General features: G+C 58.3%; 14 protein-coding genes. 6 read left to right on the forward strand and 8 right to left on the reverse strand.

Annotation, left to right across the window (positions count from 1 at the left end; translation table 11 throughout):
* Positions 1 to 163 precede the first annotated feature (163 nt).
* Positions 164 to 1036: a LysR family transcriptional regulator gene (locus ICA15_RS09480; RefSeq protein WP_150618333.1), complete on the forward strand. Its 873-nt coding sequence runs from the start codon at positions 164 to 166 to the stop codon at positions 1034 to 1036.
* Positions 1037 to 1149: 113 nt separating this feature from the next.
* Here the strand turns inward: ICA15_RS09480 and ICA15_RS09485 are convergent, their stop codons facing one another.
* Positions 1150 to 2010 carry a LysR substrate-binding domain-containing protein gene (locus ICA15_RS09485; RefSeq protein ID WP_210553100.1) on the reverse strand — a complete coding sequence of 287 codons (861 nt, stop codon included), beginning with the start codon at positions 2008 to 2010 and terminating at the stop codon, positions 1150 to 1152.
* A gap of 112 nt (positions 2011 to 2122) precedes the next feature.
* On the opposite strand from ICA15_RS09485, the gene ICA15_RS09490 reads away from it, so the two are divergent.
* Together ICA15_RS09490 and phnX are read left to right on the forward strand one after the other, a co-directional pair.
* Positions 2123 to 3232: a 2-aminoethylphosphonate--pyruvate transaminase gene (locus tag ICA15_RS09490; protein ID WP_210553101.1), complete on the forward strand. Its 1110-nt coding sequence runs from the start codon at positions 2123 to 2125 to the stop codon at positions 3230 to 3232.
* 144 nt (positions 3233 to 3376) lie between these two features.
* Positions 3377 to 4204: a phosphonoacetaldehyde hydrolase gene (gene phnX, locus ICA15_RS09495; RefSeq protein ID WP_210553102.1), complete on the forward strand. Its 828-nt coding sequence runs from the start codon at positions 3377 to 3379 to the stop codon at positions 4202 to 4204.
* Positions 4205 to 4313: 109 nt separating this feature from the next.
* Here phnX and ICA15_RS09500 read toward each other — a convergent pair whose 3' ends face one another.
* Entirely contained in the window at positions 4314 to 4985 is a 672-nt protein-coding gene (locus tag ICA15_RS09500; protein ID WP_210553103.1) for a hypothetical protein, read from the reverse strand.
* 325 nt (positions 4986 to 5310) lie between these two features.
* Here ICA15_RS09500 and ICA15_RS09505 point away from each other — a divergent pair, with 325 nt between their 5' ends.
* A complete protein-coding gene (locus tag ICA15_RS09505) occupies positions 5311 to 5859 on the forward strand; it encodes a cytochrome b (protein ID WP_150605476.1) in 549 nt (182 codons plus the stop codon).
* 329 nt (positions 5860 to 6188) lie between these two features.
* On the opposite strand, the gene ICA15_RS09510 is transcribed toward ICA15_RS09505, so the two are convergent.
* From ICA15_RS09510 to ICA15_RS09520, 3 genes are all read right to left on the reverse strand, one after another.
* Positions 6189 to 7103 carry a 1-aminocyclopropane-1-carboxylate deaminase/D-cysteine desulfhydrase gene (locus tag ICA15_RS09510; RefSeq protein WP_210553203.1) on the reverse strand — a complete coding sequence of 305 codons (915 nt, stop codon included), beginning with the start codon at positions 7101 to 7103 and terminating at the stop codon, positions 6189 to 6191.
* Between the two features lie 199 nt (positions 7104 to 7302).
* The gene (locus ICA15_RS09515; protein ID WP_150618326.1) at positions 7303 to 7671 is read right to left on the reverse strand and encodes a hypothetical protein; all 369 of its coding nucleotides are present in this window, start codon (positions 7669 to 7671) and stop codon (positions 7303 to 7305) included.
* Between the two features lie 548 nt (positions 7672 to 8219).
* Positions 8220 to 10259: an FAD-dependent oxidoreductase gene (locus tag ICA15_RS09520; RefSeq protein ID WP_210553104.1), complete on the reverse strand. Its 2040-nt coding sequence runs from the start codon at positions 10257 to 10259 to the stop codon at positions 8220 to 8222.
* Between the two features lie 208 nt (positions 10260 to 10467).
* Here ICA15_RS09520 and ICA15_RS09525 point away from each other — a divergent pair, with 208 nt between their 5' ends.
* Entirely contained in the window at positions 10468 to 11595 is a 1128-nt protein-coding gene (locus ICA15_RS09525) for a carbon-nitrogen hydrolase family protein (protein ID WP_210553105.1), read from the forward strand.
* A 3-nt stretch (positions 11596 to 11598) separates the two neighbouring features.
* On the forward strand, positions 11599 to 12639 hold the full coding sequence (locus ICA15_RS09530) for an AraC family transcriptional regulator (protein WP_210553106.1): 1041 nt from the start codon (positions 11599 to 11601) through the stop codon (positions 12637 to 12639).
* A 360-nt stretch (positions 12640 to 12999) separates the two neighbouring features.
* Here ICA15_RS09530 and ICA15_RS09535 read toward each other — a convergent pair whose 3' ends face one another.
* The 3 genes from ICA15_RS09535 to ICA15_RS09545 form a co-directional block, all read right to left on the reverse strand.
* Positions 13000 to 13854, reverse strand: a complete 855-nt coding sequence (locus ICA15_RS09535) for a DUF2242 domain-containing protein (RefSeq protein WP_210553107.1) — start codon at positions 13852 to 13854, stop codon at positions 13000 to 13002.
* A 691-nt stretch (positions 13855 to 14545) separates the two neighbouring features.
* Positions 14546 to 16417 (reverse strand): SurA N-terminal domain-containing protein, encoded by a 1872-nt coding sequence (locus tag ICA15_RS09540; RefSeq protein WP_210553108.1) that lies wholly within the window; start codon positions 16415 to 16417, stop codon positions 14546 to 14548.
* A 229-nt stretch (positions 16418 to 16646) separates the two neighbouring features.
* Positions 16647 to 16919, reverse strand: coding sequence for an HU family DNA-binding protein (locus tag ICA15_RS09545; protein WP_008077714.1), 273 nt, complete (start codon positions 16917 to 16919; stop codon positions 16647 to 16649).
* Between the last annotated feature and the right edge of the window lie 61 nt (positions 16920 to 16980).

The following is a 16980-nucleotide window of genomic DNA, read 5'->3' on the forward strand; positions in this document are numbered from 1 at the left end:
CGGTCAGATGAGTCCTGCTGTTGCACGCACAGGCTCATGGCCAGCGCCGCTGTTCCATCGAGCAGTCGGCGCTGGCGTGAGCCGATCAAAGCAATTACTGTTTAATAAATAAAATCGATTTATCGTATTTCACACATAAGCTCAGCTTTTAACTGGAGCCGCCATGTCAATTTCCCACGCCCAACTCAAAGCGTTCCACGCCGTGGCCGTGCATGGAAGCTTCACCAAAGCCGCTCAGCGCCTTTTCCTCACGCAACCGGCGATTTCCGACCAGGTGCGCAAACTCGAAGAACGCTTTGGGGTTTTGCTGTTTCATCGCAATAAACGCTCGGTACGCCTGACCGATCTGGGCGAGCGCTTGCTGGCGATCACCCAGCGCCTGTTTGTGATTGAAGCGGAAGCGCAGGAGTTATTGCAGGAATCCCAGGCCTTGCAGACCGGCAGCCTGATTTTGGCGGTGGATGCGCCGGTGCATGTGCTGCCGCAGATCGCGCGGTTCTGCGAGCGCTTTCCAGGCATCAACGTGAAAATCGAGACCGGTAACACCGATGAATCGTTGTTTCGCCTGTTCAACTATCAGGCCGATCTGGCGCTGCTGGGGCGTGATGTCAGCGATGAGCGCTTGCTGTGCGTACCGCTGCGCAACGATCCGATGGTGGCGTTTGTTTCGCGCAATCACCCGTGGGCCGAGCGCGAGTCGATCTGCCTGGCGGACCTGGATGACACGCCGCTGGTATTGCGCGAACACGGTTCGGTGACCCGGCAAACGCTGGAGGAGGAAATGGCTCGGGCGGGGTTTCGCATTCGCCCGGCGATTCAGGTCGAAGGCCGAGAAGCGGCGCGCGAGGCAGTGGTGGTGGGGATTGGTGTGGGGGTGGTTTCGGCGGCTGAGTTTGGCGCCGACTCACGGGTTTGCGCCTTGCCAATCACTGACTGCACCCGACGCTTGACCGAGACCTTGGTGTGCTTGCGCGAACAGAGTTCGCGGCGGGTGGTGGCGACGTTTCTGGATATGGTTCGCGAAAGCCTCAATTGACATTCATCCTGTAGGAGCTGCCGGAGGCTGCGATCTTTTGATGTTGATTGTAAAAAAACAAGATCAAAAGATCGCAGCCTTCGGCAGCTCCTACAGAGACCGGATATCAGGGGTCAGGCCGGGGCCAGATTGAAAAATGCCTGAATCAAACGCAACTCCCGCCGCCGCTCCATGCAACCGATCATGTGCCGATTGACCAAGCCCTCCCCGACAATCGGAATCGCCACCACCCGTGGGTCGTGGCTGACTTCCACCGATGACACCACGCCAACGCCCAACTGCGCGGCGACCGCCTCGGTCACCGCCTCACGACTGTCCAGCTCCAGCAACACGCGCGGATGAATCGACGCCTGCGTACAGGCCAGATCAAATGTGCGCCGGGTAATCGAACTCGGCTCGCGCAGCACCATGATCACCTGATCGAGTTCCTTGAGTTTCACCTCGGCGGCACGCGCAGCCCACGGATGCCCCTCTGGCACCAACGCGCAAATCCGCGATTCGCTCAGTGCTTGCAGATGCAGCCCCTTGCGTGGCTCGACTTCGGTCAGCACCGCGACGTCGGCGTGTTCCGACAATAACGCCGCTAGCGTTTCCTGGGCATTGCCCAAACGCAGATTCACGGTGATCCCCGGATAGCGCGCACGCAAACTTGCGAGCATCGGCATCACCATGTGCGGGCCGTCCGCCGCCACTTCCAGCCGCCCGGTCAGCAACTGGCGGTTGGCCTCCAGCATGGTTTGCGCTTCTTCCGCCAAACCGAACATTGCGCGAGTGATCGCCGCCAGTTTGGTGCCTTCCTCAGTCAGTTCCACCCGTCGCGCAGTGCGTCGCAACAAAGTGATCTGGTAGTGCTCCTCCAGCGCTTTGATGTGCCCGGTCACTGCCGGCTGGCTGATGAATAACCGTGCGGCGGCTCGGGTAAAGCTGCCCTCGCGCGCCACGGCATCGAAAGCGCGCAGCTGAAACAGGTTCATGAATAACTCTCACTGATGGCTGGCATAACAACAAACAATTTGATTGATGCAACGGCAAATTGCAACTTAGGCCCCGTAGCTTCATCCCACAGCGCTATCCGAGGACACACGAATGAGTATCGCCGAACCCATCCTGCTCACTCCCGGCCCGTTGACCACTTCGGCCCGTACCCGCCAGGCGATGATGGTCGACTGGGGGTCATGGGATGACCGCTTCAATCAACTGACCGCCAGTCTCTGCGAGCAATTACTGGCGATTCTCAACGGCGCCGCGACCCACCACTGCGTGCCATTGCAAGGCAGCGGCACCTTCGCGGTCGAAGCGGCGATCGGCACGCTGGTGCCACGCGACGGCAAAATACTGGTGCTGATAAACGGCGCCTACGGCAAGCGACTGGCAAAAATCTGCGAAGTGCTCGGCCGCTCGTTCAGCACTTTCGAAACCGCTGAAGACGAACCGACCACCGCCGCCGACGTCGACCGTCTGTTGCGCGCCGACAGCGACATCACTCACGTCGCGCTGATCCACTGCGAAACCAGCACCGGCATTCTTAATCCGCTGGCGGAAATCGCTCACGTCGTCGAGCAACACGGCAAGCGCCTGATCATCGACGCCATGAGCTCCTTCGGCGCGCTGCCGGTGGATGCACAGCAAGTGCCGTTCGACGCGCTGATCGCCGCGTCCGGCAAATGCCTGGAAGGCGTGCCGGGGATGGGTTTTGTCTTCGCACGCAAAGAGTCATTGGCAGCAGCCGCCGGCAATTCGCACTCGCTGGCGATGGACCTGTTCGACCAGCACGCCTACATGATGAAGACCGGGCAATGGCGCTTCACCCCGCCGACCCATGTGGTCGCGGCGCTGCACGAAGCCCTGCTGCAATACAACGAAGAAGGTGGCCTGACGGCGCGGCATGCGCGCTACGCCGCCAACTGCCAGGCGCTGATGGAAGAGATGGGCAAACTCGGTTTGCGCAGCTTTCTGCCAGCAGCGATTCAGGCACCGATCATCGCGACGTTCCACGCGCCGAATGACCCGCGTTATCAGTTCAAGGACTTCTACGAACGGGTCAAGGCCAAGGGCTACATCCTCTATCCCGGCAAACTGACTCAGGTCGAAACCTTCCGCGTCGGCTGCATCGGTCATGTCAGCCCGGACCAAATGCGCGAAGCGGTCGCAGCGGTGGGCGAAGTGCTGCGCGAGATGGAAGTCCTCGAAATCTGAACCCGCCACGAATCCCCTGTAGGAGTGAGCCTGCTAGCGATGAGGCCCTGCCAGCCAACGCAGATGCTGAATGAATAACCACCATCGCGAGCAGGCTCACTCCTACATTTTGAATTGCATTGCCAACATAGGATTTTCAACATCATGAACTACACCAACCCAACCAAGCTGCAAGCCGCCATCCTCGACTGGGCCGGCACCGTGGTCGACTTCGGTTCCTTCGCGCCGACGCAGATCTTCGTCGAAGCCTTCGCCGAATTCGACGTTCAGGTTTCCATCGAAGAAGCTCGCGGCCCGATGGGAATGGGCAAGTGGGATCACATCCGCACCCTGTGCGATCAGCCACAGGTGGCCGAGCGTTACCGCAAAGCGTTCGGCCGCACGCCGACCGACGATGACGTTACCGCCATCTACGAGCGCTTCATGCCGCTGCAAATCGAGAAAATCGCTGAACACTCGGCGCTGATTCCCGGTGCCCTGGACACCATCGCCAACCTGCGCCAGCAAGGCATCAAGATCGGCTCCTGCTCCGGCTACCCGAAACAGGTGATGGATAAAGTCGTCGAACTGGCCGCCACCAACGGCTACATCGCCGACCACGTGGTCGCCACCGACGAAGTGCCGAACGGCCGCCCTTGGCCAGCACAGGCATTGGCCAATGTCATCGCACTGGGCATCGACGACGTCGGCGCCTGCGTGAAGATCGACGACACCGTGCCGGGCATCCTTGAAGGTCGCCGGGCCGGCATGTGGACCGTGGCGCTGATCTGCTCGGGCAACGCGCTGGGCCTGGATTACGAGGGTTTCCGTGCCTTGGGCAGCGATGAACTGGCCAGCGAACGCGAGCGCATCCACGCCCTGTTCGCAGGATCGCGCCCACACTACATGATCGACACCATCAGCGATCTACCGGAAGTGATTGCCGACATCAACAAGCGTCTGGCCAACGGTGAAATGCCGCAATCCTGCTAACTTTCAATAAAAAAACACCGCCGACTGGAAAGCCAGTCGGCGGTGTTTCTGTTTTTACTGATTGAGAGATGGACAAATATTCGCCCACACAAGTTAGACAACCGCAAACTTATCCGGCAATAAGATTACCTTGCGCATCGTAGGCGAGGCCGTCTGGATATCGGGTACTGCCGTCAGGAAGTTGCTCCGTTCCATCTTCCCAAACTATGCGCCCATCAGGGTATTGGATCGTATTATCCGACCAGATAATCCGGCCATCGGGAAACTCGACACGACCGTCCTGATGATGAATAACGCCATCCGGGCCCTTGAGAGAGTTTTTACCCGCATCGATCAGACTGCCATCCGGAAGGGACGTAGAGCCATCGGTATTGAGGATTCCACCCAGACTGATAATAAGTGTCGCCAGAGCAACCGGATCAATATTGAAGTTGATGGTCGGCCACGGCATGGGTGGCCTTTTCATTGCAACAGGTCGGCCAGTACCATTGGGAGTTTTAGGTTTGGGCGGCGAAACGGGCCTGGCTGGTAAAACGGGCTTGACCGGTGGTTTAACTGGCAAAACAGACTTAACCGGTTTTACGATGGGTTTGACGGGAGGCTTGACTGGTAAAACAGGCTTGATGGGGGGCTTAACCGGCAATACAGGTTTGGACGACACCGGTCTGACGACTGGTTTTGGCTTGAGAACAGGTCGTTTGCCCATAGCCTTTTTAACAACATAAGCATTTTTATTTTTATTAGAGAACATAAATAATCCAATTAAAAAATTAAACAACATTAATACCCCCAAGCCACTAGTTGCAGCCGAGGACTTACCCACACACTAAACAGCACAACACAACCCGGCAACCCAAAGTCAAATACAGAATATAAACAACAAGCCGTTACACCAATATTAATTATTCAAAGCCACACTACAAAAACAATTAACACACCTTTAATACAGTCACTCCACGCAACGTCACTGAATACTTTCAGGTCGCGCCAACGCGTTAAAAAAACTTCGACCATTCAGAGCAAAAACACGCCATCGGGTTTACAGTTAACGCATGCCGTCGTCCAAGAACGGCACGTCTTAACCCTGATCTGTGAGGAAACACCGGATGCCGTGGACAAGTTCCGAATCTCGCTACAGCACCGTGTCGGTCGTGCTGCATTGGCTGATGCTGGTGTTGTTGATATTGGTGTACGCCAGCATGGAATTGCGCGGCTTCTTCCCCAAAGGCAGCGGCGGCCGCACGCTCATTCGTGAAGTGCATTACATGCTCGGTCTGACCGTGTTCGTGCTGGTGTGGTTTCGACTACTGGCCCGAAGCGTCGGCGCGGCACCGAAAATCTTCCCGGCCTCGCCCCAGTGGCAAACGCTGCTGGCGCGGCTGATGCACTGGGCGCTGTACCTGTTCATGATCAGCATGCCGATTCTCGGCTGGTTGATCACCAGTGCCGAGGGGCATCAGGTGATGTTCTATGGCTTCGACCTGCCGCTGTTGGTGGGTGAAGACAAAGCCTTCGCCAAGCAGGTGGAGTATTGGCACGTGCTGATCAGCACCGTCGGTTACTGGCTCATCGGGCTGCATGCGCTGGCGGGGCTTTATCACCACTATGTGGTGAAGGACAACACGCTGTTGCGGATGATGCCCAAGCGCGGGTGATCCCGTCTCAGGCACTGCAAGAACCCTGTGGCGAGGGGATTTATCCCCGTTGGGCTGCGAAGCGGCCCCAGTCCAGACAGCCTACGTTTGACTGACGCACCGCATCGAATGGCTTTGGGGCTGCTTCGCAGCCCATCGGGGATAAATCCCCTCGCCACAAATAAGTCCCTTGGTCCCAGTAGATCTCCATTCCACATTAAATCCCCTGGCCACAGTAGATATCCATTCCACATTAAATCCCCTGGCCACAGTAGGTATCCATTCCACATTAAATCCCCTGGCCACAGAAAAACTCCTTGGCCTCAGGTAGATCCCCTGGTCACAAAAGCTCAGCTCCCTACAGAATGAGTGTTGAACCCCCGCCGCCCTTGCAATCCGCCTGTATGCACGAAAATCAAGCGCGTGCCGGCGGCGAATTTACCCGCCTCGACCTGCTGCTTGAGGGCTAGCAACGCCTTGCCGGTGTACAGCGGCTCCAACGGTACGCCGCAGTCCAGCTCGGTCTGTGCAATGAACGCCAGCAATGCCGAATCAACCCTGGCAAAACCCCCGCGACTGGCATCGATCAGCTCATAGTCAGCCCAGCCGGATCCCTGCAGGATCGACTCCACTTGCGCCGCCACGCCGTGATCCTCAGGCACCGCCAACGCGCCGTAAAGCGGATGCGCCCCCGCCTCGGCGAGTACCAGCCCGGCCAAGGTCGTCCCGGTCCCGCAGGCCAGCCACCAACCGTGATAATCGCGCCAACCCAAACGGCTCAATTGCGCATCGACCTGCGTTTTGATCGCGGCACAACCCAGCGCCCCGACTAATCCGCCACCGCCCTCCGGCACCGCATACAAATTTGGATACTGCGCTCGCCACGGCTCCCAGAACCCCGGCTCATGTCGCGCCCTATAACCGCCGTAACCCAGCCAATGCAGGTGCATGCCGTACGCTTGCAGATCGACGACGGTTGGCGTTTCTTGCGGATGACCGCGCAGCAGCCCCACCGTTTGAAACCCCAGACGCTTCCCCGCCGCCGCCAGCGCATGCAAATGATTGGAGTGCGCGCCGCCGAGACTGATGATGCCTTCGGCGCCGTTGCGATCGGCGGCTTTCAGATGTTCAACGAGTTTGAACCACTTGTTGCCGCTGATCAGCGGGTCGATTTGATCGAGGCGCAGTATGGCGATCTCGATGCCGGCGGCGGTGAGCCAGTCGAGTTGCAGGAGTTCAAGAGGAGCTTGCGCAGGCAAAAACATAAGCACCGCATGACCTGAAAAAGATCACAGTCTACCAGCCACCGAAATCCCTGTAGGAGCTGCCGCAGGCTGCGATCTTTTGATCTTGTTCTTGAAAAACGAAGATCAAAAGATCGCAGCCTGCGGCAGCTCCTACAGGGGGTTTGTTCGTGTTCGTAACCGCAATCAGTTGATCAGAGTTCCGGTTGCGCGGCCATGATCAGGCGGAAACCAGATCACCCTGCACGTTGTAGCGCAGACCGTCCGAATACTTGATCGCCCCGTCTGCCAGTTGCTCGGTACCATCAGCCCAGACAATACGTCCATCGGGATATTCGACGGTGTTATCCGGCCAGACGATGCGCCCATCCGGATGCCCCACCCTGCCGTCGACGTACTGAACAATGCCGTCCGGGCGCATCACCGCGGTCTGCTGCGCATTGACCAGACTGTTATCGATCAGCCAGACGGAGCCATCGGGATAGGTGTGGGAGGTAAAGTTTTCAAGCAGTTTCTTCAGCGCCAACGGGTCATCGTTGATGTTCAGCGGTGGCCAGTCTTTGGTTGCCCATGTACCCGGTGGACACACTATGAGTCCTGGCAATACCGGGCCATTGCCGCTCCCACCGGGAACTTTGATAAGCGGCTTGGGTGGCCGCGGTGAAATGATTCGGGCCTTGGGCTCACCCCTGACCGGAGGCTTGGTCCGTATCCCGGGAACATTCGGGGCGGGAACAGGTGACTTGGCCATGACCTTGCGGACGACGTTGACGTTTTTGAGCGTATGGATAGCCATTTATAAATCCTTTTATTCAGGCATGTAATTGATTGGGCCACTGAGCATTGATAGACCTCCAGTACTCACGGCACACCCACCATAGCCATCGGCCCCATACCGCTCAATTGTTTAGCCAATACAGAATATGAACAATATCTGCTTACCATTCTGCTGATTCAGATCGCGGACAATCTGCTAGCGAATGGGACTTATCGACTTTTCATACATACCTGCCAGGCAAAAAAATCCCCTGTAGGAGCTGCCGCAGGCTGCGATCATTTGATCTTGAAAAACGAAGATCAAAACATCGCAGCCTGCGGCAGCTCCTACAGGGGTTATCCGTTACCGGTGGCCGTTGATCAGAGTTCAGCTGCCAGACGCGATCCCTGATTGATCGCACGCTTGGCATCCAGCTCCGCCGCCACATCAGCACCGCCGATCAGGTGCACGTTTTGCCCGGCTGCCACCAGGCCATCGTGCAGTTCACGCAGAGGGTCCTGCCCCGCGCAGATCACGATGTTGTCCACCGCCAGCAACTGCGGCTCGCCGGTTTCGCCGATACGGATGTGCAGGCCTTCGTCGTCGATGCTCAGGTATTCAACACTGTTGAGCATTTGCACCTGCTTGTTCTTCAGCCCGGTACGGTGAATCCAGCCAGTGGTTTTGCCCAAGCCATCGCCAACCTTGGTTTTCTTGCGTTGCAACAGGAACACTTCGCGAGCCGGCGCGTGCGGCGCAGGTTTGATCCCGGCCACGCCGCCACGCGCTTCGAGGTGGGCGTCGATGCCCCACTCCTTCCAGAACGCCGCGCGATCCTGACTGGTGGCAATGCCTTCGTGAACGAGGAATTCCGAGACGTCGAAACCGATGCCACCCGCGCCAATCACCGCCACGCGTTTGCCGACCGGTTTGCGCTCGAGGATCACGTCGAGATAGCTCAGCACCTTGGCATTTTCGACGCCCGGAATCGCCGGAGTGCGCGGCGCAATACCCGTGGCGAGGATGATTTCGTCGTATCCGCCATCAACCAGTTTCGCGACGTCGACGCGAGTGTTCAGGCACACCTCGACGTTAGTCGTTTGCAGCTTGCGCTTGAAGTAGCGCAGGGTCTCGAAAAACTCTTCTTTGCCCGGCACACGCTTGGCGATGTTGAACTGGCCACCAATTTCGCTGGCGGAATCGAACAACGTTACCTGATGGCCACGCTCGGCAGCGACGGTTGCGGCGGACAACCCGGCAGGGCCGGCACCGACCACGGCGATTTTCTTGATCTGTTGCACCGGCAGATAGTTGAGCTCGGTTTCGTGGCAGGCACGCGGGTTCACCAGGCAACTGGTGAGTTTGCCGCCGAAGGTGTGGTCGAGGCAGGCCTGGTTGCAGCCGATGCAGGTGTTGATCTCGTCAGCGCGACCTTCGGCAGCCTTGTTGACGAAGTCCGGATCGGCAAGAAACGGCCGCGCCATGGAGACCATGTCGGCATCGCCTTCGGCGAGAATCTGCTCGGCGATTTCCGGCGTGTTGATACGGTTGGTGGTGATCAGCGGAATGCTCACCGAGCCGCGCAGCTTGGCCGTAACCTTGCTGAATGCCGCACGCGGCACCTTGGTGGCGATGGTCGGAATACGCGCTTCGTGCCAGCCGATGCCGGTGTTGATGATGGTCGCACCGGCCTGCTCGATGGCTTTGGCGAGGATGACGATCTCGTCCCAGGTGCTGCCGCCTTCGACCAGATCAAGCATCGACAGACGGAAGATGATGATGAAGTTCGGGCCGACCGCCTCTCGTACGCGGCGTACGATTTCCACTGGCAGACGCATACGGTTTTCGTAGCTGCCGCCCCAACGGTCGGTGCGATGGTTAGTGTGCGCGGCGAGGAACTGGTTAATGAAATAACCTTCCGAACCCATGATTTCCACGCCGTCGTACTCGGCGGTTTGCGCCAGCACCGAACAGGTGACGAAATCGCTGATCTGCTTCTCGATGCCTTCCTCGTCCAGCTCTTTTGGCTTGAACGGGTTGATCGGCGCCTGAATCGCGCTCGGCGCGACCTGTTTAGGGCTGTAGGCATAGCGGCCGGCGTGGAGGATCTGCATGCAGATCTTGCCACCCGCCTCGTGCACCGCGCGGGTCACGATGCGGTGTTTGAGCGCTTCTTCCTCGGTAGTCAGTTTGGCCGCACCGGAATACACACCGCCCTCGTCGTTCGGGCCGATCCCGCCAGTCACCATCAGGCCGACACCGCCACGGGCGCGTTCGGCAAAGTACGCGGCCATGCGCTCAAAGCCACCCGGTTTTTCTTCAAGGCCGGTGTGCATCGAGCCCATCAGGGTGCGGTTGCGCAGCGTGGTGAATCCCAGGTCCAGCGGGGCCAACAGGTGCGGGTAATGAGCGGTGGTCATCGGTAACTCCACAACGAGCAATCACGGAAAAAGTGCGGGAGCTCTGCGTCCCCCGTCATTCATGTTCGACAGACTAAGAGTCGCATCGCTGTCACTCAATGACCGTAACTGACAAGTTAATGATCTAAATGCGCAGCGCCCCTTGGCAAGCCAGACCATGCGCCCTACCCTAGTCGCCATACCCTGTACCCGGTCGTTGTTGGTTTTCATGCGCAAACTTTTGTACCTGTTTTTTTCCATGGCCCTCGTTGCCGTCCTTACCACCTACGCCATGTGGGCGGCAGACCGGCCGGCGGGGCATTACCTGTCGGACCTGCGCATCAAACTGGCGGTCGATCAGGGCACGCCCGCCGACCGAGGCAATCTGCTGGGCATCCAGCCGGAACTGTTCCCCACCGACTACCAAAGCCCCGCGCGCCTGCGCCGCAAACTCGCGGCGTACTTGCAGCAAGCGCAGGATCAAGGCTTGTTGAATGACAAAACCGTGGTGGTGTTGCCGGAACATGTCGGCACCTGGTTGATGATCAGCGGCGAAAAAGACGAGCTGTATCAGGCGCCCACTCTCGCCGAGGCGATGAATTGGCTGGCGGCGAGCAATCCGTTGTTGTTCGCCCGCGCCTGGCTCAGCGCCAAGGGCAAAGACCGTCTCGACGATGCCCACCTGCGCATGAAATCGCGCAGCATGGCCAAGGATTACCAGGCACTGTTCGGCGGTTTGGCCAAGGAGTTCCACGTGACGCTGGTGGCCGGCTCAATCGTTTTGCCCGAGCCGAGCATCCGTGACGGCCAGCTCAAACCCGGCAGCGGTGCGCTGTACAACAGCAGCGTGGTCTTCGGTCGCGACGGTGCACCGCTCGGCCAGCCGCAGCGGCAGCTGCACCCGGTGTTCAGCCAGCGTGATGTCATCCAGGCCAATGAAAAAATCATCAACGTTGTCGACACACCGGCCGGGCGTCTGGGCGTACTGATCGGCAGCGACAGTTGGTATCCGGATAACTACCGCAAACTCGACGAGCAAAATGCCCAGCTGGTCGCCGTGCCGGCGCAGGTATTCGGTCATGGTGCATGGAATCAGCCGTGGCGTGGCTATAAGAGTTCGAGTACACCCGGCTCAGTCAGTCTCAAGCCGGGTGAAGTCAGCGAAGGCCAGGCCTGGCATCGCCTGACCTTGACCGCGCAACCGCCCAGCAGCCATGCAGTCGCCGGCATGAGTGTGTTTCTGCGCGGGCAGTTCTGGGATAAATCAGGCGCAGGCCAAAGCTTCCTCAACAGCAACGGCCAGCAGTTTGCCGACGGTGACGCCCGTGGCGCACGTATGCTGAATATCTGGTTGTAAGCGATGAAGCCGCTGCCGATGCGCCTTGGGGATCTGTCGGTAGGTTTCGTCCATAGCCTCGCCGATGCGGTGCGCAGTCACGGCGCCGACCCACAGCCGTTGCTCGAACAATACGCACTGGATGCGGCTAGATTGGCCGAGGCCGGGGCACGACTGTCGATTCCGCGCTACATGCGCTTGGGGCATGGCGCGATTCAATTGACCGGGGACCCGGCACTCGGCCTGCGCATGGGTCAGCTCAGTCGTTTGAGCCAGGCGGGATTGGCTGGCGTCACCGCATCGCAGGCGCCTACCGTACGTGAGGCCGCCCGTTGCCTGATCCGTTTCGAACCGTTGTACGGTTCCAATTACCGCGGTCAGTCGAGCTTCCACGAGGACGCCAACGGCGCATGGCTGCGCTTCTATTCGATCAGCCCGTACAACGCCTATAACCGTTTCGTGGTGGATTCGATCATCGCCGGCTGGCTGTATCAGCTATCCAGTGTCAGCCGCGAACCGCTGCGGGCTGAACGCATTGAAATCGAATTCGACGCACCCGACTATCGCGACGCTTACGCTGCATTGGGTGATTGCCCGATCCAGTTCGGCGCCGAGCGCAACCAGTTGCGCCTGAACCTGGCCAGCCTCGCCCTGCGCAACCCCGAGCATTGCCCGAGCACTTGGCGGCATCTGCTGCAACTGTGTGAAAGAGAGCTGGAGCAACTGACCCGCACACGCAGCCTGCGCGAGCGCATCACGCAACTGCTTGGGCCGTTATTGAATGGTGGCCGGGAACCCGACCTGGAAGAAGTGGCGGCACGCCTGAAGCTGCCGACCTGGACTTTGCGGCGCAAACTGACCGAGGAAGGCACGCAGTTTCGCGCAATCCTCAATGACACTCGCCGTGATTTGGCAATGACCTACATCCGCGATACGGAACTGGCGTTCGGCGAAATCGCTTACCTGCTCGGCTTTGCCTCAGCCGAAGCATTCCAGCGAGCGTTCAAACGCTGGAGCGGCCAGACGCCCGGCGAATTCCGCCGCAGTCATCGCAAAACAGCCTGAGACGTTAAAGCTCGGTGGCGTCTTCCGCAGGCTCCGGCGAATCCAGTTCGTAGGCCTGGTATTCGAGCAGTTCTTCCTGATAGTCATCCATCGCGTAATCCCCCTGCTGCTCTGTTGAATGGGCCTGAGCAAATGCCCAGTGCCTCGAGCATAACGTGCGCGTGTGAAGGAAAAGTGAAGCTTCGCCTTCATGAATAAAACGTAGCAGGCGGTCAGGAATTTATCGCGGAATTTTGTCTGGGGGAATGTAACGAGATGTTCCTCTGTGGGAATGCCGGAGGCTACGATCGTTGATCACTTTTAAGATCAAAAGATCGCGGCCTTCGGCAGCTCCTACAGGGGGCCGAACAGCGGCGTGGGTTATTGGCCGGATGCTGGCATTGCCGGAATCGGCTCGGACGGCGGCGGAATGTCCGTCGGATTGGCCGGTGGCGTGATGGTTTCGGTAGCCGGCGCAGGTTCTGCACTCGGCGTCGGAGCAATCGGGGTCGACTCCGCTGGCGGCGCTACGGGCTCGGAACTGACCGGTGCCGGTTCAGCGGGCGCAGGCGCGGTCACGGCCGGCTCAGGTGCTGGAACAGCCGCTGGAGCGGGCTCTGCGGCTGGTGTCAGGCTCGCGGGGGCCGCTTTCGGTTCAGGCACGCCCAGATCGGTCTTCGGCTTCTCCTCGATATGTGCAGCTTTCTTGGTTTCTGCCGGCAGAAACTGTTCGACCAGAGTAAAGAAGCGCTCATAGAACTTCTGCGCCGTCACCGTCTCGCTTGCGACCTTGACCATCGAATCGTCTGACGAGCCAATCGGCATCGAAACCGAGCCCAACACGCCGACACCAAGACTGGCCGAGTTGTTGGTCTTCTTCAGCGCATAACGATCCTGCAAGGCATTGGCGAACATCGTCGCGTGATGGCCAGCACTGCCGTCATCGGCGCAGACCACATTGAAGCTGATCTCCATGTGCGTATCGCCGGTTTGCTGAAAACTCTTGTGGCCACTGATCAGTTTCGAGTCGCTGCTGGTAATGATGTAGCCCTGACTCAGCAACGCACGACGCGCCGCTTCGCAACTGACGACGTCAGTCACCGGGTAATTACGCGAAAACGTACCGGAGTCATCGAAATTCTCGTGCTCATACATCGGCTTGTCTTTCGCACAGCCGGCAACAACGGTCAACAACAGCGCCAACCCGACAACACGCAGGGGAGTGGAAATCAACATTAAACATCCTGAGGGAAAACAGTCCGGGGCGTATTGTGCAACAGAACGCGCCCCCGCGGCGTATGGATTAGTGTCTTAAAACAGTTACAAGCCTATCGACCGCAGATTGCGGAAAAAGGTCGCGTCGATAATTCGGTGATGAAAACCTGCAAATGCATCGCCTGCCAACCCGCCATCGCTGGCAAGCCAGCTCCCACAAGGACCATGAGCCTTCAGTTAGAAATTGGTCTCTGTCAGGCTTGCTCCCACAGTTTTAAAGTGTGCACCACCAACGCGGCAAAGCCGCCCCACTCAACACAATGAGCGTTAGCTCGAGTGCAGCTCTTGATCTTGATCTGGAAGCCCGTCGGCAGGCTGAGCAGAGGGATTCATCCGGGGAGAACATCGAAAGGAGGTGCAGCGAAGCAAACCGGAATCGATGCCCCGGATGAACCCGGAGCGAAGGTACCCCGAGCCCCAGCGAGCGGGCCGAACGTCAGGGCACAGACCTTTTGGTTACTTTTGGGGCGTTTGCCAAAAGTGACCCGCCGTAAGGGCGGAACCCTAATCCGCCACCCCAAAAAAAACGGATATTCACCCAACACCCAAGAGCATGGCCGGCCCAAAGGCCGCCAAGACCAAAAAGCGAACACCCACAAAAAAGCCCCGGCTGATCAGGCCGGGGCTCCTTGTACTACAGCTCAACCCACCATCAGAACTTCTTGATGTCAGCCTGGCTTTCCAACTGCTTGCGATACGCCGCAAAGTCCTGCTGACCTTCACGCGAAGCAAGGAAGCGACGGTACTGAACCTTCTCTTCCTCAGTCGGCGCTGCCGCTTCGTTCACGCCATTGAGGCGCACGATCATCAAACTGCCGTCCGGCAACGTCACACTGGTGAATGTCGGCTTGTCCTTGGCAGCCGGTTTCGGCATGCGGAACAGTGCTTGCAGCACCGCCGGTTCAACACCTTCCTGACCACGGGTGGCCGCTTCGGTGGTTTTCCAGCTCTGACCGTCAACCGCTTTGTCCAGAGGAGCCTTGCCATCGCGCAGATCAGCAATCAGCTTCTCGGCCTTGGTCTTGGCTGCAGCGCTGGCATGCTCTTTGGTCAACTGAGCGCGGATGGCCGCATTCACGCTTTCCAGAGGCAGTTGCGCAGGCTTCAAGTGTTCCTTGGCACGCAGCACGATCACAGTGTCCGGATCCAGTTCGATGGCGGTGCTGTTGGCACTCTCATCGAGCACTTCGGTACTGAATGCAGCAGTGACCACGGCACGGTTGGCCGCAATCCCTTCGCCACCTTCACGGCCGAATGGCTTGGAAGTGTGAACGGTCAGCTTCAGGTCTGCTGCTGGCTGAGCCAGGTCAGACGCTTCAAACGCGGAGTCTTCCAGTTGCTTGGTCGCCTCGACGAAACGCTGCTCGACTTGCGCCGCTTTCAAATCGCGGGTCAGCTTGTCTTTCAGGCTGGCCAGGGACGGCACTTCAGGTGCTTCAACACCCAGAAGCTTGATCAGGTGGAAACCGAAGTCGGTGCGAACCGGCTCGGAAACCTGATCTTTAGCCAGCGAGTACAGCGTTTTTTCGAAGGCTGGGTCATAGACGCCAGGACCCGCGTAACCGAGGTCGCCGCCATTATTGGCCGAACCCGGATCCTGCGAGAACTCTTTGGCCAGCGCTTCGAATTTCTCGCCTTTGGCCAGACGCGCCTGGACTTCTTCGATCTTGGCTTTGGCTTGCGCTTCGGTGGTCTTGTCGTTTACTTCGATCAGGATGTGAGCCGCGCGACGCTGCTCCGACAGGTTGGCAATCTCTTTCTGATACGCCGCCTGCAGGTCTTCATCCTTGACAGTGACCTGATCGAAGAACGAGGCCTTCTTCAGCTCCAGGTAATCGATGACCACTTGATCCGGGGTCATGAACTCCTTGACGTGTTCGTCGTAGTAAGCCTTGACCTCATCATCGGTCAGCTTGACTGCAGCCGGATCGGCCTTGACGTTCAGGGTTGCGAAGTCACGGGTCTGTTTTTCCAGACGGGCGAAAGCCAGCACTTCGGCATCGGTCACAAAACCGCTGCCCGCCACACCGGCGCGCAGTTGGCCGATCAGCATTTCCTGAGCCAGCATCTGGCGGAACTGCATACGGCTGTAACCCAGTTGACGGATCACCTGGTCGAAACGCTCGGAGCTGAACTTGCCGTCAACCTGAAACTCAGGCGTCAGCAGGATCACCTGATCCAGGGCACCTTCGGAAAAAGCAAATTTCGCTTCGTCCGCACCTTGCAGCAGCAGCTTGCGGTCGATCAGACCCTTGAGAGCCGATTCGCGCAGCATTTTCTCATCGAGCAACGAAGCGTCGAAATCCTTGCCCAGCTGTTGCATCAGCTGACGGCGTTGCATGTCAACAGCCTGGCTGAGCTCATTCTGGCTGATGTCTTCACCGTTGACCGTGGCTGCATTCTGGCTGTTGGTCGTAGCCTGGAAAATGGCCTCGATACCCGTGAACGCCATCAATACAACGATGATCCCGATAATAGTCTTGGCAATCCAGCCTTGTGAATTGTCCCTGATATTCTGCAGCATGCGTCCCCCAGAAACGGTTGAATTTCAATATTTAGGCAACCGTGGAGCGTGGGTAAAATCCGGATAGAAGAAAGGCGCATCCGAGGATGCGCCTTCTCGTAACTGGCGGAGCGGACAGGGCTCGAACCCTCGATCCCGGCGTTACAGGCGGCTGTTTCAGCGACCTGCTCTACCGCTCCGCTGCCAAGTCAGGCTCGACCCCGACCCGGATGGGTAAAAACTTGAAAACTTAGTTAACCGCTTCTTTCAGTGCTTTACCGGCTTTGAAACCTGGTTTTTTAGCAGCAGCGATTTGCAGCGTCTTGCCGGTCTGTGGGTTACGACCAACGCGAGCTGGACGATCAGTCACGGAGAAAGTACCGAAACCAACCAGAACAACGGAGTCGCCAGCCTTGAGAGCGCCAGTGACGGATTCGATTACAGCGTCCAGCGCACGGCCAGCAGCAGCTTTCGGGATATCAGCGGATGCAGCGATAGCATCAATCAGTTCCGACTTGTTCACTCTAAGTCCCCTTATATCTATTTTGAGATGATTCTAAGTTTTTTTGGTGAAAGCAAAAACG

Source organism: Pseudomonas sp. P116, from assembly GCF_020149425.1.
In the GTDB taxonomy this organism is placed as follows: domain Bacteria; phylum Pseudomonadota; class Gammaproteobacteria; order Pseudomonadales; family Pseudomonadaceae; genus Aquipseudomonas; species Aquipseudomonas anatoliensis.

What these genes read in the sequence shown, in the direction of transcription:
- ICA15_RS09480 (WP_150618333.1), top strand. Translation starts at nt 164, where the DNA reads ATGTCAATTTCCCACGCCCAACTCAAAGCGTTCCACGCCGTGGCCGTG.
- ICA15_RS09485 (WP_210553100.1), bottom strand. Translation starts at nt 2,010, where the DNA reads ATGAACCTGTTTCAGCTGCGCGCTTTCGATGCCGTGGCGCGCGAGGGC.
- ICA15_RS09490 (WP_210553101.1), top strand. Translation starts at nt 2,123, where the DNA reads ATGAGTATCGCCGAACCCATCCTGCTCACTCCCGGCCCGTTGACCACT.
- phnX (WP_210553102.1), top strand. Translation starts at nt 3,377, where the DNA reads ATGAACTACACCAACCCAACCAAGCTGCAAGCCGCCATCCTCGACTGG.
- ICA15_RS09500 (WP_210553103.1), bottom strand. Translation starts at nt 4,985, where the DNA reads ATGTTGTTTAATTTTTTAATTGGATTATTTATGTTCTCTAATAAAAAT.
- ICA15_RS09505 (WP_150605476.1), top strand. Translation starts at nt 5,311, where the DNA reads ATGCCGTGGACAAGTTCCGAATCTCGCTACAGCACCGTGTCGGTCGTG.
- ICA15_RS09510 (WP_210553203.1), bottom strand. Translation starts at nt 7,103, where the DNA reads ATGTTTTTGCCTGCGCAAGCTCCTCTTGAACTCCTGCAACTCGACTGG.
- ICA15_RS09520 (WP_210553104.1), bottom strand. Translation starts at nt 10,259, where the DNA reads ATGACCACCGCTCATTACCCGCACCTGTTGGCCCCGCTGGACCTGGGA.
- ICA15_RS09525 (WP_210553105.1), top strand. Translation starts at nt 10,468, where the DNA reads ATGCGCAAACTTTTGTACCTGTTTTTTTCCATGGCCCTCGTTGCCGTC.
- ICA15_RS09530 (WP_210553106.1), top strand. Translation starts at nt 11,599, where the DNA reads ATGAAGCCGCTGCCGATGCGCCTTGGGGATCTGTCGGTAGGTTTCGTC.
- ICA15_RS09535 (WP_210553107.1), bottom strand. Translation starts at nt 13,854, where the DNA reads ATGTTGATTTCCACTCCCCTGCGTGTTGTCGGGTTGGCGCTGTTGTTG.
- ICA15_RS09540 (WP_210553108.1), bottom strand. Translation starts at nt 16,417, where the DNA reads ATGCTGCAGAATATCAGGGACAATTCACAAGGCTGGATTGCCAAGACT.